This window comes from Mitsuaria sp. MSU3D, from assembly GCF_056867975.1.
On sequence record NZ_CP200314.1, the window covers coordinates 4,400,886 to 4,418,725 of the forward strand.

At 59.0% G+C, this 17,840-nt stretch carries 10 protein-coding genes, 2 tRNA genes and 5 rRNA genes; 8 read left to right on the forward strand and 9 right to left on the reverse strand.

The features are described 5' to 3' along the window. The first annotated feature begins 48 nt into the window (after positions 1 to 48). The 5 genes from AC1VNM_RS19330 to AC1VNM_RS19350 all read left to right on the forward strand — a co-directional run bounded on the left by AC1VNM_RS19330 (position 49) and on the right by AC1VNM_RS19350 (position 3,121). Positions 49 to 648, forward strand: a complete 600-nt coding sequence (locus AC1VNM_RS19330) for a hypothetical protein (RefSeq protein ID WP_483107981.1) — start codon at positions 49 to 51, stop codon at positions 646 to 648. 252 nt (positions 649 to 900) lie between these two features. Next, on the forward strand, positions 901 to 1,083 hold the full coding sequence (locus AC1VNM_RS19335) for a hypothetical protein (RefSeq protein WP_483107982.1): 183 nt from the start codon (positions 901 to 903) through the stop codon (positions 1,081 to 1,083). A gap of 66 nt (positions 1,084 to 1,149) precedes the next feature. Beyond that, positions 1,150 to 1,401, forward strand: coding sequence for a hypothetical protein (locus AC1VNM_RS19340; RefSeq protein WP_377159749.1), 252 nt, complete (start codon positions 1,150 to 1,152; stop codon positions 1,399 to 1,401). 285 nt (positions 1,402 to 1,686) lie between these two features. Further along, positions 1,687 to 2,448, forward strand: coding sequence for an HDOD domain-containing protein (locus AC1VNM_RS19345; RefSeq protein ID WP_483107983.1), 762 nt, complete (start codon positions 1,687 to 1,689; stop codon positions 2,446 to 2,448). A 61-nt stretch (positions 2,449 to 2,509) separates the two neighbouring features. Next, the gene (locus AC1VNM_RS19350) at positions 2,510 to 3,121 is read left to right on the forward strand and encodes a methyltransferase domain-containing protein (protein WP_483107984.1); all 612 of its coding nucleotides are present in this window, start codon (positions 2,510 to 2,512) and stop codon (positions 3,119 to 3,121) included. A gap of 10 nt (positions 3,122 to 3,131) precedes the next feature. Here AC1VNM_RS19350 and AC1VNM_RS19355 read toward each other — a convergent pair whose 3' ends face one another. Next, positions 3,132 to 3,614 (reverse strand): Lrp/AsnC family transcriptional regulator, encoded by a 483-nt coding sequence (locus AC1VNM_RS19355; RefSeq protein ID WP_088407753.1) that lies wholly within the window; start codon positions 3,612 to 3,614, stop codon positions 3,132 to 3,134. 137 nt (positions 3,615 to 3,751) lie between these two features. Here AC1VNM_RS19355 and hppD point away from each other — a divergent pair, with 137 nt between their 5' ends. Continuing rightward, positions 3,752 to 4,876 carry a 4-hydroxyphenylpyruvate dioxygenase gene (hppD, locus tag AC1VNM_RS19360; RefSeq protein ID WP_483107985.1) on the forward strand — a complete coding sequence of 375 codons (1,125 nt, stop codon included), beginning with the start codon at positions 3,752 to 3,754 and terminating at the stop codon, positions 4,874 to 4,876. Positions 4,877 to 4,888: 12 nt separating this feature from the next. Here the strand turns inward: hppD and AC1VNM_RS19365 are convergent, their stop codons facing one another. Beyond that, positions 4,889 to 5,833, reverse strand: coding sequence for an esterase/lipase family protein (locus AC1VNM_RS19365; protein WP_483107986.1), 945 nt, complete (start codon positions 5,831 to 5,833; stop codon positions 4,889 to 4,891). Between the two features lie 225 nt (positions 5,834 to 6,058). On the opposite strand from AC1VNM_RS19365, the gene AC1VNM_RS19370 reads away from it, so the two are divergent. Together AC1VNM_RS19370 and AC1VNM_RS19375 are read left to right on the forward strand one after the other, a co-directional pair. Continuing rightward, positions 6,059 to 7,753, forward strand: coding sequence for a long-chain-fatty-acid--CoA ligase (locus tag AC1VNM_RS19370; protein WP_483107987.1), 1,695 nt, complete (start codon positions 6,059 to 6,061; stop codon positions 7,751 to 7,753). A gap of 32 nt (positions 7,754 to 7,785) precedes the next feature. Next, positions 7,786 to 8,730 (forward strand): MBL fold metallo-hydrolase, encoded by a 945-nt coding sequence (locus AC1VNM_RS19375; RefSeq protein WP_483107988.1) that lies wholly within the window; start codon positions 7,786 to 7,788, stop codon positions 8,728 to 8,730. 71 nt (positions 8,731 to 8,801) lie between these two features. Here AC1VNM_RS19375 and rrf (AC1VNM_RS19380) read toward each other — a convergent pair. The 7 genes from rrf (AC1VNM_RS19380) to AC1VNM_RS19410 form a co-directional block, all read right to left on the reverse strand. Then, positions 8,802 to 8,914, reverse strand: a 5S ribosomal RNA gene (gene rrf / locus AC1VNM_RS19380). Between the two features lie 177 nt (positions 8,915 to 9,091). After that, positions 9,092 to 11,972 (reverse strand): 23S ribosomal RNA (locus AC1VNM_RS19385). Between the two features lie 301 nt (positions 11,973 to 12,273). Further along, positions 12,274 to 12,349, reverse strand: a tRNA-Ala gene (locus AC1VNM_RS19390). A gap of 19 nt (positions 12,350 to 12,368) precedes the next feature. Next, positions 12,369 to 12,445 (reverse strand) — tRNA-Ile (locus AC1VNM_RS19395). Positions 12,446 to 12,625: 180 nt separating this feature from the next. Beyond that, a 16S ribosomal RNA gene (locus tag AC1VNM_RS19400) occupies positions 12,626 to 14,154 on the reverse strand. A gap of 382 nt (positions 14,155 to 14,536) precedes the next feature. Further along, positions 14,537 to 14,649, reverse strand: a 5S ribosomal RNA gene (gene rrf, locus AC1VNM_RS19405). A 177-nt stretch (positions 14,650 to 14,826) separates the two neighbouring features. Beyond that, positions 14,827 to 17,707 (reverse strand): 23S ribosomal RNA (locus AC1VNM_RS19410). The 16S, 23S and 5S rRNA genes sit together here with 2 tRNA genes alongside, the layout of an rRNA operon. Between the last annotated feature and the right edge of the window lie 133 nt (positions 17,708 to 17,840).

The window sequence follows — 17,840 nt, forward strand, 5'->3', positions numbered from 1 at the left end:
CCCGGGGTGGGGGCCGGGCGTTTGTGAACGAAGCTTTATCATTGGGGGATGTGTTCCGCCCACCGAGACGTCGCGCAGATCCGCCTGGACAACGCGATGCGCTTGTTCGACGAGTTTGTCTCCGCGACGATCAAACATCCCGATGCCGCCGCCCTGCGCGGCCTTGAGCGCCGTTTTGCCGAGCGCCTGCAGATCCAGCCCAGCTACTGGAGCCAGATCAAGAGCCGCTCGCGGCAGATCGGAGAGCGGCTGGCCCGCCAGTTCGAACAGTTGACCCACAAGCCCAACGGCTGGATGGACCAGGAACACGGCCCGCTCGGCACCGCCGCGCCGGCGGCCGGCGGTACCTCGCAGAGCAACACGGCTTTATCAAGCGCAAGCCGGCCAGGCTCGGCGGACAACTCCCCCAGCCTGCCGCAGGACGACGACGAGCGCTTCATCGTCGGTCTGGTGCTGACCTACTACCGCCGCCATCCGCAACGGGCGCGCACGCGCCTGCTGGATCTGCTGGGCGAGGTGCTCACCCCACCCGCGCCGAATGCGCCGCCCGTGCCGGCGCCCAGGGCCGCTGTGCCAGCGGCCTCCGACGTCGACGACTGGCACAAGCTGCAGCGGAGCATCGCACCGCTGAAATCCAAGAAGCGCTGACGCGCTTCTTCCGCACGCCCCAACCCTGCACACGCCACGCCGACCCGGTGGGCGCCAGCCTGGGCGCGTCCCGTCGCCCAGGGACAACGTCTGATGAAAAGCTCTTGCGCTTGATAATCAGATGTTTATCATCTGCGCAACTTTTGAGCCCCCGCCGCAACGGCCGCGCTGTCTGGCGCCGTTCCGGGACCGAGGCGCTCACGCTGTCGACCCCTTTCCGTCCCCTTTCGTCTGTCATCACAGGAGGCTGCCATGGCCCAGTTCACCACTCCCCGTCCGCGTGCAATGACCCTGCGCAAGCCGCGCAATCCCTTCGTGGCCCTGAGCCACGGCCGTTCCGCGGGCCGTCACGGCCCCGGCACCGGCGGCCGCCGCCAGCAGGAACAGCAGGCCCTGAAGCGCGCGCTTCAGCGGCACGACGACTTCAGCCCTTGAAAGGGTAGCCTCCGACGGAACGGGATGTCCTCCCGGTCCGGCGCAGGCCGCCCCGGGAGACAAGAAATGCAAGAGATCACCTTGATGCCAGGCCGCATGCACGGTCTGGTCCGCCAGCAGAGCCTCCGGGGCTGGCTGGCGATCCTGCTGCTCAGCGCCGGCGGGCGCCTGATCAGTTGGGCCTGGCACGTCGCTCCGGCGGCGCGTCGGGAAGCTCCGGCCGAAGGGCTTGAGTTCCACGCCGATGCCGATGGCGCCGGCCGGATCTACGTCGACGGCCAACTGCAGGGCACCCTCGCGGGTGTGCAACGGCTGTGATGCCGGTCTGGCTCGCGGTCGCCGTGGCCGCGGTGGGGATCAAGCTCGCGGGCGCCGAGCCGATATACGATGAACAACGTTCACCGTGCATCGCCGCCCACGCGACGACCCCGCTTCATGACCCAGAGCGCTCCGCCCGCTGCGTCTGCCCCGTCCGGGAGCGGGCCGGGGAATCCGCCGATTCCCTCCCCGCCTCCGGCGCCGCGGACGCCGTTCCAGCCGCTGACCCGGCCCTTGCCGGATCTGGCGGCGTGGACGGCCCGCTTTCGCGACATGGAGATCCCGGTGCTGGCCAGCACGGCCGAGCAACTGGAGCTCTGGCGCGCGAATGAGGATGCGGTCGACGCGCACCTGCTCGGCGAGTTCCTGAGCAAGGACCCGCTGATGACGCTCAAGCTGCTGGCGCATGCCGCGTCGCAGCGCTCCAGCCGGCTGCTGACCGACACCGAGACGGTCACGGCCGCGCTGGTGTTGATGGGCATCACCCCCTTCTTCAAGGCCTTCGGCGAACAGCCGACGGTCGAGCAGCGTCTGGCAGACCGACCGGACGCGCTGGCCGGCGTGCAGCGCGTACTGCACCGCGCCGAGCGCGCGGCCCGCTTCGCACTGGGATTCGCCGCCCACCGCGCCGATCCCGACGCCGCCGTCATCCACAGCGCCGCGCTGCTCCACGACTTCTCCGAGATGCTGCTGTGGTGCGAGGCGCCGGACCTCGCGCTCGAGATCCGGCGCCGTCAAGAGGCCGATCCGACGCTGCGCAGCGTCGCGGCGCAGCGCGCGGTGCTCAACGTGGAACTCGGCGATCTCGAGCAGGCCTTGATGCGCACCTGGCGTCTGCCGGAGTTGCTCGCCCACATCGTCGATGACAAGAAGGTCCACGACCCGCAGGTCCGCAGCGTGATGCTGGCAGTCCGCCTGGCGCGACACACCGCACAGAGCTGGGAGAACCCGGCCGTGCCGGACGATCTCATCGAGATCGGACAGCTGATGAGCCTCTCGCCCGCCCATACGCTGAAACTCGTCCACGAGGTCGACGGCGTCATCTGACCCCCGCGCCCGGTTACGCTGTCCGCTTCGCAGGAACGCGGACACCGCGCGAGGAGACAACATGGCCGGCCCCGATCAAGCGTTCTGGCAACAGCGGTTCGAGACCGGTCAGACCGGCTGGGACCGCGGCAGCGCGCATCCGCAACTGGCGACGTGGATGGGCGACGGATTACTCGGCAACGGCCAGCGCGTCGTGGTGCCGGGCTGCGGTCGCGGCCACGAACTGGCCGTGCTGGCGCAGGCGGGGCTCGACGTGACCGGGCTCGACTACACGCCGGCGGCCGTCGAGAGCGCCCGCGCCAAGCTCAAGGAGGCGCGCCTGCCGGGTCGGGTCGAACAGGCGGACGTGCTGGCCTGGCGTCCGGACCAGCCGCTCGACCTGGTCTACGAGCAGACCTGCCTCTGCGCCCTGCACCCCGATCAATGGACGACCTACGCCGAGCAACTGCAGCGCTGGCTCAAGCCGGGAGGGCGGCTGCTGGGGTTGTTCATGCAGGCGCGGCGCGAAGAGTCCGAGCTCGGCCAGGTCGTCGGCCCGCCGTACCACTGCGACATCAACGCGGTGAGGGCCCTGTTCCCGCTCGCCCTTTGGAAGTGGCCCGCGCCGCCCTACCTGCAACGCCCCCACGAGCGGGGGTGGTTCGAACTGGCGGTGGTGCTGGAACGCCGCTGACGTCCCCGGCTCACACCGGCAAGGCCGTCGTGTTCTTCAACCGGTCCAGCACGAAGCTCGTCTTGCAGTCCTGCACGCTGGGATGACGCAACAGGGTGTCGCTGATGAAGCGCGCGTAGTGGCTCATGTCCTCGACAAGCACACGCAGCAGGTAATCCATCTCCCCCGTCAGGGCGGCGCATTCCACCACTTCGGGCCAGGTCTGGACCGCGGCGCGGAAGAGGTCCATCGGCGTGCGCTTGTGGCTCTCCGTGTGCTTCTCCAATCGGACGTTGATGTAGGCCGTGAGCCCCAGCCCCACCCGCTCCGGATTCACCAGCGCCACGTAGGCGGTGATCACGCCGCCTTCTTCCAGCCTCCGGACCCGCCGCAGCACCGCGGACGACGACAGGTTGACCTGCGCCGCCAGCGCGTCGTAGGTCATGCGGCCATCGGCCTGGAGGGCGTGGAGGATGCGTCGGTCGATCGCATCGAGCTCGATCTGCTTGTCCATGCCGGGATTCTTGCAGGATTCCTGCGCCTCACCCCAAGAGGACGACGTGGATCGCAGAAATCCTGCGCCCTCCGCCTTCTACAGTGACGCCATCGCATTTCTGACCAGATCCCCTTGACCGGGAAACGGAGACAAACATGGCATTCACCCCCTGGGACAACCCGATGGGCACCGACGGCTTCGAGTTCATCGAATTCGCCGCGCCCGATCCCGCCGCGCTCGGCGCGCTGTTCACCTCGATGGGCTTCGTCGCTGTCGCACGCCACCGCCACAAGAACGTGACGCTGTATCGCCAGGGCGATGTGAACTTCATCATCAACGCCGAGCAGGACGCCTTCGCACAGCGCTTCGCGCGCCTGCACGGCCCGTCGATCTGCGCGATCGCGTTCCGCGTCAAGGACGCCGCCTTCGCGTACCGCCGCGCGCTGGAACTGGGCGCCTGGGGCTTCGACAACAAGGCCGGCCCGATGGAGCTGAACATCCCGGCGATCAAGGGCATCGGCGACTCGCTGATCTACTTCGTCGACCGCTGGCAAGGCAAGAACGGCGCGGCCGCCGGCGAGATCGGCAACATCAGCATCTACGACGTCGACTTCGTTCCGCTGCTGGACGCGGAAGGCCAGCCGGTGCAGTCGACGCCCAAGGGTCATGGCCTGACCTACATCGATCACCTGACCCACAACGTCTTCCGCGGACGCATGAAGGAATGGGCTGAGTTCTACGAGCGACTGTTCAACTTCCGCGAGGTCCGCTATTTCGACATCGAGGGCAAGCTGACCGGCCTGAAGTCCAAGGCGATGACCAGCCCCTGCGGCAAGATCCGTATCCCGATCAACGAGAGCAGCGACGACAAGAGCCAGATCGCGGAGTACCTGGACCTGTATCACGGCGAAGGCATCCAGCACGTGGCACTGGGCACCGACGACATCTACAGCAGCATCGAAGGCATGCGGGGGACCGGCGTGGTCTTCCAGGACACGATCGAGACCTACTACGACCTGGTGTCGAAGCGCCTGCCCGAGCACGGCGAGAACCTCGACGAGTTGCGCCGCCTGCGCATCCTGATCGATGGCGCCGCGCATCAGGGCGCGCCGCACGAGCTGCTGCTCCAGATCTTCACCAAGGAAGTGATCGGCCCGATCTTCTTCGAGATCATTCAGCGCAAGGGCAACGAAGGCTTCGGCGAGGGCAACTTCAAGGCGCTGTTCGAAAGCATCGAGCTCGACCAGATCCGCCGCGGCGTGCTCAAGGCCGACGCCTGATCTTTGCCTGACTCAGCCCGCCCGGCTCGCCCTTTCGGGTGCACGCTGGGCGGGCTCTTCGAGCAACTGCATCGCCCGTTCGAAGGCCTGCGGCTCGAACACCAGTTGCAGATGTCCCCGCGCCGGGAGGTGCAGGACGCGGGCGCCGGGCAGGATGGCGGTTTCCGCCGGGAACACGATCTGGTCGCAGTGTCCGTAGAGGCAATCGAAATGACCTGCCAGCTGTGCAGGCTCCTCGCGCGCCATCTGATTCAGCCATTCCGAATCGCCGCGCATCTGGCGAGCGTTTTCGGTGGTCCCGAGTTTCGCCAGCAGCGTGCCGTGATGCGGGGTGCCCAGCGTCAGGATGCGATGGACGCGGTCAAAGGCGTGGCCCTGGCTGCGCCACCAGGCGCGAGCGCTCAATCCGCCCATGCTGTGCGCGACGATCAACGGCGCCTGCCCCGTGCACGCCTGCAGCGCGTGCATAGCCGCGTCGATCTGAGGCGCGTAACGATCGATCGAGCCAAATGCCGGCTCCTGGGTGATGGCGACGAAGGGAATGCCGCGCTTGCGCAGCGCCTTCATCCATCCGTTCCACAAGCCGCGATTGCAGCCATAGCCGTGCAGGAGCACGACGCCGCGCTCCCCTCGTCCCTGCGCGGCGTCGGGGATGAAGTCGGGCTCCTGGTGCTCTGCCCACGGTTGCTGCCAGCTGAACACCTTGGTCACCACGACGACTTCGCGCCACCATGCGTGCAGCAGGTCGCCGAGCGGCGCGGTCGGGAGCCCCGGCGCCGGCGGTATGACGCGCAGAACCAGGAACTGCGGCAGCATCGTCAAAGGGGGTCCCAGCACGAACAGGGCGAGGACGGAAAGACCGATCCATGGCGTCCAGAGAACGGCCGCACACACGGACAGCAGCGGTCCGACGATCCAGCGAAACAGGGAAGTGAGGCGCTGCAGCCTGCCGTTCATCCGGACTCCCGGGCAAAGCATCGAGTGTAGAGGTGGGTTCGGCGTCGCCGGGAGTTCGGAAAATTCTGCGGCGGCGTGCACCGCCCCTCGGATCACCCACGTTGTCCCTCACGTGACGCGTCGGCCTAGGGCATCCCCGCTACGACGAGACCGCGTCAGCCGCCAGCATCGGCAGTTCCTCGGGGGCCAGCCCCCTCCCCAACATCAAGAACGCGACGAGGAGACATGACCGCAACCCACACCGACAAGCCTTGGCTCAAGAACTATCCGCCAGGCGTTCCTGCCGAGATCCCCGTCGATGTCTATCCCTCGCTGGTAGCCCTGCTGGAGGAGGCCTTCCGCAAGCATGCGCGCCGCGATGCGGCCGCCTGCATGGATCAGCGCCTGACCTTCGCGCAGGTCGATGAGCTCTCGACCGCATTGGGCGCCTGGTTGCAGCACCGCGGTCTGGCGCGGGGTGCTCGCGTCGCCATCATGATGCCGAACGTGCTGCAGTACATGGTGACGATCGCCGCGATCCTGCGCGCAGGCTACGTCGTCGTGAACGTCAATCCGTTGTACACGCCTCGCGAGCTCGAGCATCAGCTGAAAGACTCCGGCGCCGAGGCGATCATCGTCCTCGAGAACTTTGCCAAGACGCTGTCGGAGGTCATCGACCGAACTCAGGTGAAGCACGTGGTGCTCACCGGTTTGGGCGACATGCTCGGTTGGTGGCGCGGGCCACTGATCAACTTCGCGGTTCGACATGTCAAGAAGATGGTGCCGGAATTCCGCCTGCCATTGACCGGCGGCCGCAGCGTCACGCGCTTCAACAAGGCGCTTGCGGAAGGCGCAGGCCAGCCGCTGAGGCCGGTGCAGGTGGGCGCCGAGGATCCCGCGTTCCTGCAGTACACCGGCGGCACGACCGGCCTGTCCAAGGGGGCGACGCTGCTGCATCGAAATGTCGTGGCCAACATCCTGCAGAGCGAGGCGTGGTTCGCGCCGATGCTCAACAAGCTGGGCGACAAGCCGCTGACCATCGTCTGCGCGCTGCCGCTGTATCACATCTTCGCGCTGACGGCGTGCTACATGCTGGGCGCGCGGATGGGGATCATGAATCTGCTGATTCCCAATCCGCGCGACATTCCAGGGCTGATCGCCACGCTTCGCAACTACCGCGTGAACATGTTCCCCGCGGTCAATACGCTGTTCAACGCCTTGGCGAACGACCCCGCCTTCGCCAAGCTGGACTTCAGCGAACTGGTGATCTCGAACGGCGGTGGCATGGCAGTGCAGCAGGCCACGGCGGAGAAATGGGCTCGCATCACCGGCTGTCCCGTCGTCGAAGGTTATGGACTCTCGGAGACGTCTCCTGTCGCGACGGTCAACCGCCTCGACCTGGATCAGTTCAACGGCTCGATCGGGCTGCCTGTTCCAAATACTGAGATTGCCATCCGCGACGACGACGGGAATGACGTGCCATTGGGGCAGCGCGGAGAGATCTGCATCCGCGGCCCTCAGGTGATGGCCGGCTATTGGAATCGCCCGGACGACACCGCACAGGCAATCGGCCCGGACGGATTCTTCAAGACCGGCGACATCGGCGTCATGGACGCCGAAGGCTTCACGCGCATCGTAGATCGCAAGAAGGACATGATCCTTGTCAGCGGGTTCAACGTATATCCCACCGAGATTGAACAGGTGGTCAATCTGCATCCCGGGGTCATGGAATGCGCTGCGATCGGAGTTCCCGATCAGCATTCAGGTGAGGCGGTGAAGCTTTTCGTCATCAAGAAGGATTCGGCGCTCGCGGAAGAGGACTTGTCCGCCTACTGCCATAAGCAACTGACCGGCTACAAACGTCCGAAGTACATCGAGTTCCGCGATGAGCTGCCCAAGACGAATGTCGGCAAGATCCTCAGGCGCGAGTTGCGCCAGTAGCAGTTCGATTGGACTTGGCGAGACGCGGGGCGATGGGCCACCTGAACCTTCCTGCCGGCATGACAGTGCTGGAGCGCGGATGGCTCTCCTCCAACAACATCCTGCTTCATGGCGCGACACGTGAGGAAGGTGCGGTCCTGGTCGATACCGGGTACTCGTCCCATCGTGAACAGACGCTCGCACTGATCGCGGAATCACTCCGGCCGGGTGAAAAGCTCCGGCTAATCGCCAATAGTCACTTGCACTCGGATCATTGCGGTGGAAACGCGGCCCTCTCGGCGAGATATCGTTGCCCAGTTTTGATCCCCCCGGGCGAATTCTCGGCAATCTTGGCCTGGGACCAGGCCGCACTCAGTTTTCGCGCCACTGGCCAATACTGTGAACAGTTCAGCCCCACGGGCAAGCTGATTCCCGGCGAAGCCTTGTACCAAGGTGGGCACGAATGGCAGATTCATTCGGCACCAGGCCATGATCCTCACTCGGTGATCCTTTTTGAGCCAGAGAACCGGACACTGATCTCGGCTGACGCGTTGTGGGAACGAGGTTTCGGCATTGTGTTTCCGGAGCTCGACGACGAACACGCGTTCGCGCACGTGGGCGCGACGCTGGACCTCATCGAATCGCTCCACCCTCGAATCGTTATCCCGGGTCATGGCTCGCCATTTAAAGATGCACAAGCCGCCCTGAGCACTGCACGCGGAAGACTCGAGTATTTCCAGCGCGAGCCTCGAAAACACGCCATGCATGCGGCTAAGGCACTGACGGTCTTCCACATGCTCGAAGCTCAAGCCTGCCCAACGGAGGACTTGGTCGAGTGGCTGACGAGCACCCCTATCCTGGTCCAGACCTGGAGACGGTTCTTTGACTCGGATCCGCTACATGGTTGGGCAGCGCAGTTGGTGCAGAACCTCGTACTTGGCGGCGCCTTGCAACAGGACTCGACGCCAATTCGAACAATCTCAGCTGCGAGCGGTTGAAGTCGGAAATTGCTTCCGGAAAAGGCAAAACCCCTCGACCATGACTGATCGAGGGGTTTGGCGGGGTATTAGCCTGACGATGACCTACTTTCACACGGGAATCCGCACTATCATCGGCGCTGAGTCGTTTCACGGTCCTGTTCGGGATGGGAAGGGGTGGGACCGACTCGCTATGGTCATCAGGCTTGACTGGTTGGCTTGCTGAGGAACTCAGCAGGCCCAATTCGGTAGAGTCAAATCAGCTTGGTTTGATTGCGTCTTCAGGTTTGAAGAACGGTTTTGATCGGGCATTCCCAGCATGAGCGGGATGCGCGTCGATCTGCGTGACCACTCACCTTGACGTTTTGAGTGTCAAAGTTATAGGGTCAAGCCTCACGGGCAATTAGTACTGGTTAGCTTAACGCATTACTGCGCTTCCACACCCAGCCTATCAACGTCCTGGTCTTGAACGACCCTTCAGGGGGCTCTAGGCCCCGGCAAGACTCATCTTGAGACGAGTTTCCCGCTTAGATGCTTTCAGCGGTTATCTCTTCCGCACTTAGCTACTCGGCGATGCCACTGGCGTGACAACCGATACACCAGAGGTGCGTCCACTCCGGTCCTCTCGTACTAGGAGCAGGCTCTCTCAATCTTGCAGCGCCCACGGAAGATAGGGACCAAACTGTCTCACGACGTTTTAAACCCAGCTCACGTACCTCTTTAAATGGCGAACAGCCATACCCTTGGGACCGGCTACAGCCCCAGGATGAGATGAGCCGACATCGAGGTGCCAAACACCGCCGTCGATATGAACTCTTGGGCGGTATCAGCCTGTTATCCCCAGAGTACCTTTTATCCGTTGAGCGATGGCCCTTCCATACAGAACCACCGGATCACTTTGTCCTACTTTCGTACCTGCTCGACTTGTCAGTCTCGCAGTCAAGCACGCTTATGCCAATGCACTATCAACACGATTTCCGACCGTATTTAGCGTACCTTCGAACTCCTCCGTTACACTTTGGGAGGAGACCGCCCCAGTCAAACTGCCCACCATACACTGTCCCCAACCCGGATAACGGGCCAAGGTTAGAACCTCAAACACACCAGGGTGGTATTTCAACGTTGGCTCCACCTGATCTAGCGACCAGGTTTCAAAGCCTCCCACCTATCCTACACAGATCTGTTCAAAGTCCAATGTAAAGCTACAGTAAAGGTTCATGGGGTCTTTCCGTCTTTCCGCGGGGAGATTGCATCATCACAAACATTTCAACTTCGCTGAGTCTCTGGAGGAGACAGTGTGGCCATCATTACTCCATTCGTGCAGGTCGGAACTTACCCGACAAGGAATTTCGCTACCTTAGGACCGTTATAGTTACGGCCGCCGTTTACTGGGACTTCAGTCAAGAGCTTGCACCCCATCATTTAATCTTCCAGCACCGGGCAGGAGTCACACCCTATACGTCGACTTTCGTCTTTGCAGAGTGCTGTGTTTTTAATAAACAGTTGCAGCCACCGATTCTCTGCGGCCTCATTGGGCTAACCAAGTAAATGGATCACCTACTAAAGGCACACCTTCTTCCGAAGTTACGGTGTCAATTTGCCGAGTTCCTTCTCCAGAGTTCTCTCAAGCGCCTTAGAATACTCATCTCGCGCACCAGTGTCGGTTTGCGGTACGGTCGTCAATAGCTGAAGCTTAGTGGCTTTTCCTGGAAGCAGGGTATCACTCACTTCGTCTGCAAGCAGACTCGTTATCACCCCTCATCTAAGCCCGGCGGATTTGCCTACCAGGCACGACTACAGGCTTGAACCGGGACATCCAACACCCGGCTGAGCTAACCTTCTCCGTCCCCACATCGCACTATTGATCGGTACAGGAATATTGACCTGTTTCCCATCAGCTACGCATCTCTGCCTCGCCTTAGGGGCCGACTCACCCTACGCCGATGAACGTTGCGTAGGAAACCTTGCGCTTTCGGCGAGGGGGCTTTTCACCCCCTTTAACGCTACTCATGTCAGCATTCGCACTTCTGATACCTCCAGCAGGCCTCACGACCCACCTTCACAGGCGTACAGAACGCTCTCCTACCACGCACAGTAAACTGTGCATCCGCAGCTTCGGTAACTGGCTTAGCCCCGTTACATCTTCCGCGCAGGACGACTCGATCAGTGAGCTATTACGCTTTCTTTAAATGATGGCTGCTTCTAAGCCAACATCCTGACTGTTTTAGCCTTCCCACTTCGTTTCCCACTTAGCCAATTTTAGGGACCTTAGCTGGCGGTCTGGGTTGTTTCCCTCTTGAGTCCGGACGTTAGCACCCGGTGCTCTGTCTCCCAAGCTGTACTCTTCGGTATTCGGAGTTTGCATAGGTTTGGTAAGTCGCCATGACCCCCTAGCCTAAACAGTGCTCTACCCCCGAAGGTAATACTTGAGGCACTACCTAAATAGTTTTCGGAGAGAACCAGCTATCTCCAGGTTTGTTTAGCCTTTCACCCCTATCCACAGCTCATCCGCTAGTTTTGCAACACTAGTCGGTTCGGACCTCCAGCACCTGTTACGGTACCTTCATCCTGGCCATGGATAGATCACCTGGTTTCGGGTCTACACCCAGCGACTAAATCGCCCTATTCGGACTCGATTTCTCTACGGCTACCCTATTCGGTTAACCTCGCCACTGAATGTAAGTCGCTGACCCATTATACAAAAGGTACGCAGTCACCCTTGCGGGCTCCTACTTTTTGTATGCATGCGGTTTCAGGATCTATTTCACTCCCCTCCCGGGGTTCTTTTCGCCTTTCCCTCACGGTACTTGTTCACTATCGGTCGATTACGAGTATTTAGCCTTGGAGGATGGTCCCCCCATATTCAGACAGGATTTCACGTGTCCCGCCCTACTCTATTCGTGCCTAGTTCCACAATCGACATTTCTCATACGGGGCTATCACCCGCTATGGCCGGACTTTCCATTCCGTTCTGATATGCCAACTGCTAAAACACGAGGGCTACTCCGATTTCGCTCGCCACTACTTTCGGAATCTCGGTTGATGTCTTTTCCTCGAGCTACTGAGATGTTTCAGTTCACCCGGTTCGCCTCGCACACCTATGTATTCAGTGTGCGATACCTCTAAACGAGGTGGGTTTCCCCATTCGGAAATCTCCGGATCAAAGCTTATTTGCCAGCTCCCCGAAGCTTATCGCAGGCTATCACGTCCTTCGTCGCCTGTAATCGCCAAGGCATCCACCACATGCACTTAGTCACTTGACCCTATAACTTTGACATCCGCAGATGTCGTCAAGGACAGATGCTCAACAACTTGAGCATTTATTTGAGTATCACGCGTTCGCCGTTCTTCAATTTCTACTCTTTTCAGAGTTGAAGTTTGTTGACGCAATCAAATGTCGCTGGCGGCACGGTGCCGCGCCCCTTTACGAAGCGCTAAGCTTTCCGCCAGCAACGCTGATTCGACTCTACGAATTGTTAAAGAACAACAGCCGACTAAAAAGTCGAGACTGGCAAACCACAACGTCATGCTTGACGCTGTGGTTTGCCACCCTTGTGAAGTGATTGGTGGAGGATGACGGGATCGAACCGACGACCCCCTGCTTGCAAAGCAGGTGCTCTCCCAGCTGAGCTAATCCCCCAAGATCTTGACGATCCTCGTGGTGGGTCTGGCTGGATTCGAACCAGCGACCCCCGCCTTATCAAGACGGTGCTCTAACCGACTGAGCTACAGACCCACGCGTTTCATGCGTGCTCCTGTATCGCGCCAACCGGCAAGGCCAGCTCGCCAGGCTCACGCGTTTTCTCACTCACTGTTGTGTGTCTACAGCCGATAAGTGTGGGCGCGCTGAACTCGCATTTTTCGACTCGACTCTCCCGAGCTGCCTAGGCAACCCGACGGTCTCGTCATTCTCTAGAAAGGAGGTGATCCAGCCGCACCTTCCGATACGGCTACCTTGTTACGACTTCACCCCAGTCACGAACCCTGCCGTGGTAATCGCCCCCCTTGCGGTTAGGCTAACTACTTCTGGCAGAACCCGCTCCCATGGTGTGACGGGCGGTGTGTACAAGACCCGGGAACGTATTCACCGCGGCAAGCTGATCCGCGATTACTAGCGATTCCGACTTCACGCAGTCGAGTTGCAGACTGCGATCCGGACTACGACCGGGTTTCTGGGATTAGCTCCCCCTCGCGGGTTGGCAGCCCTCTGTCCCGGCCATTGTATGACGTGTGTAGCCCTACCCATAAGGGCCATGATGACCTGACGTCATCCCCACCTTCCTCCGGTTTGTCACCGGCAGTCTCATTAGAGTGCCCTTTCGTAGCAACTAATGACAAGGGTTGCGCTCGTTGCGGGACTTAACCCAACATCTCACGACACGAGCTGACGACGGCCATGCAGCACCTGTGTCCAGGTTCTCTTTCGAGCACTCCCACATCTCTGCAGGATTCCTGGCATGTCAAGGGTAGGTAAGGTTTTTCGCGTTGCATCGAATTAAACCACATCATCCACCGCTTGTGCGGGTCCCCGTCAATTCCTTTGAGTTTCAACCTTGCGGCCGTACTCCCCAGGCGGTCAACTTCACGCGTTAGCTACGTTACTGAGAAGAAACCCTCCCAACAACCAGTTGACATCGTTTAGGGCGTGGACTACCAGGGTATCTAATCCTGTTTGCTCCCCACGCTTTCGTGCATGAGCGTCAGTACAGGTCCAGGGGATTGCCTTCGCCATCGGTGTTCCTCCGCATATCTACGCATTTCACTGCTACACGCGGAATTCCATCCCCCTCTACCGTACTCTAGCCATGCAGTCACAAATGCAGTTCCCAGGTTGAGCCCGGGGATTTCACATCTGTCTTGCATAACCGCCTGCGCACGCTTTACGCCCAGTAATTCCGATTAACGCTTGCACCCTACGTATTACCGCGGCTGCTGGCACGTAGTTAGCCGGTGCTTATTCTTCAGGTACCGTCATGAACCCCCAGTATTAGTAGGAGTCTTTTCTTCCCTGACAAAAGCGGTTTACAACCCGAAGGCCTTCTTCCCGCACGCGGCATGGCTGGATCAGGGTTGCCCCCATTGTCCAAAATTCCCCACTGCTGCCTCCCGTAGGAGTCTGGGCCGTGTCTCAGTCCCAGTGTGGCTGGTCGTCCTCTCAGACCAGCTACAGATCGTCGGCTTGGTAGGCCTTTACCCCACCAACTACCTAATCTGATATCGGCCGCTCCAATTGCGCGAGGTCTTGCGATCCCCCGCTTTCACCCTCAGGTCGTATGCGGTATTAGCTGCTCTTTCGAGCAGTTATCCCCCACAACTGGGCACGTTCCGATATATTACTCACCCGTTCGCCACTCGTCGCCAGGTTGCCCCGCGTTACCGTTCGACTTGCATGTGTAAGGCATGCCGCCAGCGTTCAATCTGAGCCAGGATCAAACTCTACAGTTCGATCTTGAATAAACTCAACGGAATCGAACAAAGACTACTTTCATAGCTTCATTCATATCTTCCGTGAGCATCTAGCGATTTAACCTTCTCAGGCCGCTCGTCCAGACGCCCACGCTTATCGGCTGTAAATTCTTAAAGAACATCGAAGCAGCTTTCGCTTCAGGCTTTCCGCCTTGCTTCGTCGCACCGCTGATTTGTCGTCAGAAGCGCAGAGATGAGACTATAAACGAGTTCGTTTGAACTTGTCAAGCGTCTTTCACGATCATTCTCATGATCTGATCGACACCGCCTCAGCTCCAGAGATCAACGCTCCGCGAAGCGCTGATCTCTGCAAGCAGAGAAAGGAACGCCCGGTCATCCGACCGGGCGTCTCCGGATATTAGCCTGACGATGACCTACTTTCACACGGGAATCCGCACTATCATCGGCGCTGAGTCGTTTCACGGTCCTGTTCGGGATGGGAAGGGGTGGGACCGACTCGCTATGGTCATCAGGCTTGACTGGTTGGCTTGCTGAGGAACTCAGCAGGCCCAATTCGGTAGAGTCAAATCAGCTTGGTTTGATTGCGTCTTCAGGTTTGAAGAACGGTTTTGATCGGGCATTCCCAGCATGAGCGGGATGCGCGTCGATCTGCGTGACCACTCACCTTGACGTTTTGAGTGTCAAAGTTATAGGGTCAAGCCTCACGGGCAATTAGTACTGGTTAGCTTAACGCATTACTGCGCTTCCACACCCAGCCTATCAACGTCCTGGTCTTGAACGACCCTTCAGGGGGCTCTAGGCCCCGGCAAGACTCATCTTGAGACGAGTTTCCCGCTTAGATGCTTTCAGCGGTTATCTCTTCCGCACTTAGCTACTCGGCGATGCCACTGGCGTGACAACCGATACACCAGAGGTGCGTCCACTCCGGTCCTCTCGTACTAGGAGCAGGCTCTCTCAATCTTGCAGCGCCCACGGAAGATAGGGACCAAACTGTCTCACGACGTTTTAAACCCAGCTCACGTACCTCTTTAAATGGCGAACAGCCATACCCTTGGGACCGGCTACAGCCCCAGGATGAGATGAGCCGACATCGAGGTGCCAAACACCGCCGTCGATATGAACTCTTGGGCGGTATCAGCCTGTTATCCCCAGAGTACCTTTTATCCGTTGAGCGATGGCCCTTCCATACAGAACCACCGGATCACTTTGTCCTACTTTCGTACCTGCTCGACTTGTCAGTCTCGCAGTCAAGCACGCTTATGCCAATGCACTATCAACACGATTTCCGACCGTATTTAGCGTACCTTCGAACTCCTCCGTTACACTTTGGGAGGAGACCGCCCCAGTCAAACTGCCCACCATACACTGTCCCCAACCCGGATAACGGGCCAAGGTTAGAACCTCAAACACACCAGGGTGGTATTTCAACGTTGGCTCCACCTGATCTAGCGACCAGGTTTCAAAGCCTCCCACCTATCCTACACAGATCTGTTCAAAGTCCAATGTAAAGCTACAGTAAAGGTTCATGGGGTCTTTCCGTCTTTCCGCGGGGAGATTGCATCATCACAAACATTTCAACTTCGCTGAGTCTCTGGAGGAGACAGTGTGGCCATCATTACTCCATTCGTGCAGGTCGGAACTTACCCGACAAGGAATTTCGCTACCTTAGGACCGTTATAGTTACGGCCGCCGTTTACTGGGACTTCAGTCAAGAGCTTGCACCCCATCATTTAATCTTCCAGCACCGGGCAGGAGTCACACCCTATACGTCGACTTTCGTCTTTGCAGAGTGCTGTGTTTTTAATAAACAGTTGCAGCCACCGATTCTCTGCGGCCTCATTGGGCTAACCAAGTAAATGGATCACCTACTAAAGGCACACCTTCTTCCGAAGTTACGGTGTCAATTTGCCGAGTTCCTTCTCCAGAGTTCTCTCAAGCGCCTTAGAATACTCATCTCGCGCACCAGTGTCGGTTTGCGGTACGGTCGTCAATAGCTGAAGCTTAGTGGCTTTTCCTGGAAGCAGGGTATCACTCACTTCGTCTGCAAGCAGACTCGTTATCACCCCTCATCTAAGCCCGGCGGATTTGCCTACCAGGCACGACTACAGGCTTGAACCGGGACATCCAACACCCGGCTGAGCTAACCTTCTCCGTCCCCACATCGCACTATTGATCGGTACAGGAATATTGACCTGTTTCCCATCAGCTACGCATCTCTGCCTCGCCTTAGGGGCCGACTCACCCTACGCCGATGAACGTTGCGTAGGAAACCTTGCGCTTTCGGCGAGGGGGCTTTTCACCCCCTTTAACGCTACTCATGTCAGCATTCGCACTTCTGATACCTCCAGCAGGCCTCACGACCCACCTTCACAGGCGTACAGAACGCTCTCCTACCACGCACAGTAAACTGTGCATCCGCAGCTTCGGTAACTGGCTTAGCCCCGTTACATCTTCCGCGCAGGACGACTCGATCAGTGAGCTATTACGCTTTCTTTAAATGATGGCTGCTTCTAAGCCAACATCCTGACTGTTTTAGCCTTCCCACTTCGTTTCCCACTTAGCCAATTTTAGGGACCTTAGCTGGCGGTCTGGGTTGTTTCCCTCTTGAGTCCGGACGTTAGCACCCGGTGCTCTGTCTCCCAAGCTGTACTCTTCGGTATTCGGAGTTTGCATAGGTTTGGTAAGTCGCCATGACCCCCTAGCCTAAACAGTGCTCTACCCCCGAAGGTAATACTTGAGGCACTACCTAAATAGTTTTCGGAGAGAACCAGCTATCTCCAGGTTTGTTTAGCCTTTCACCCCTATCCACAGCTCATCCGCTAGTTTTGCAACACTAGTCGGTTCGGACCTCCAGCACCTGTTACGGTACCTTCATCCTGGCCATGGATAGATCACCTGGTTTCGGGTCTACACCCAGCGACTAAATCGCCCTATTCGGACTCGATTTCTCTACGGCTACCCTATTCGGTTAACCTCGCCACTGAATGTAAGTCGCTGACCCATTATACAAAAGGTACGCAGTCACCCTTGCGGGCTCCTACTTTTTGTATGCATGCGGTTTCAGGATCTATTTCACTCCCCTCCCGGGGTTCTTTTCGCCTTTCCCTCACGGTACTTGTTCACTATCGGTCGATTACGAGTATTTAGCCTTGGAGGATGGTCCCCCCATATTCAGACAGGATTTCACGTGTCCCGCCCTACTCTATTCGTGCCTAGTTCCACAATCGACATTTCTCATACGGGGCTATCACCCGCTATGGCCGGACTTTCCATTCCGTTCTGATATGCCAACTGCTAAAACACGAGGGCTACTCCGATTTCGCTCGCCACTACTTTCGGAATCTCGGTTGATGTCTTTTCCTCGAGCTACTGAGATGTTTCAGTTCACCCGGTTCGCCTCGCACACCTATGTATTCAGTGTGCGATACCTCTAAACGAGGTGGGTTTCCCCATTCGGAAATCTCCGGATCAAAGCTTATTTGCCAGCTCCCCGAAGCTTATCGCAGGCTATCACGTCCTTCGTCGCCTGTAATCGCCAAGGCATCCACCACATGCACTTAGTCACTTGACCCTATAACTTTGACATCCGCAGATGTCGTCAAGGACAGATGCTCAACAACTTGAGCATTTATTTGAGTATCACGCGTTCGCCGTTCTTCAATTTCTACTCTTTTCAGAGTTGAAGTTTGTTGACGCAATCAAAT

Excerpts from the sequence above, each read along its gene's own strand:
- AC1VNM_RS19330 (WP_483107981.1), top strand. The coding sequence starts at position 49 with ATGTGTTCCGCCCACCGAGACGTCGCGCAGATCCGCCTGGACAACGCG.
- AC1VNM_RS19335 (WP_483107982.1), top strand. The coding sequence starts at position 901 with ATGGCCCAGTTCACCACTCCCCGTCCGCGTGCAATGACCCTGCGCAAG.
- AC1VNM_RS19340 (WP_377159749.1), top strand. The coding sequence starts at position 1,150 with ATGCAAGAGATCACCTTGATGCCAGGCCGCATGCACGGTCTGGTCCGC.
- AC1VNM_RS19350 (WP_483107984.1), top strand. The coding sequence starts at position 2,510 with ATGGCCGGCCCCGATCAAGCGTTCTGGCAACAGCGGTTCGAGACCGGT.
- AC1VNM_RS19355 (WP_088407753.1), bottom strand. The coding sequence starts at position 3,614 with ATGGACAAGCAGATCGAGCTCGATGCGATCGACCGACGCATCCTCCAC.
- hppD (WP_483107985.1), top strand. The coding sequence starts at position 3,752 with ATGGCATTCACCCCCTGGGACAACCCGATGGGCACCGACGGCTTCGAG.
- AC1VNM_RS19365 (WP_483107986.1), bottom strand. The coding sequence starts at position 5,833 with ATGAACGGCAGGCTGCAGCGCCTCACTTCCCTGTTTCGCTGGATCGTC.
- AC1VNM_RS19370 (WP_483107987.1), top strand. The coding sequence starts at position 6,059 with ATGACCGCAACCCACACCGACAAGCCTTGGCTCAAGAACTATCCGCCA.
- AC1VNM_RS19375 (WP_483107988.1), top strand. The coding sequence starts at position 7,786 with ATGGGCCACCTGAACCTTCCTGCCGGCATGACAGTGCTGGAGCGCGGA.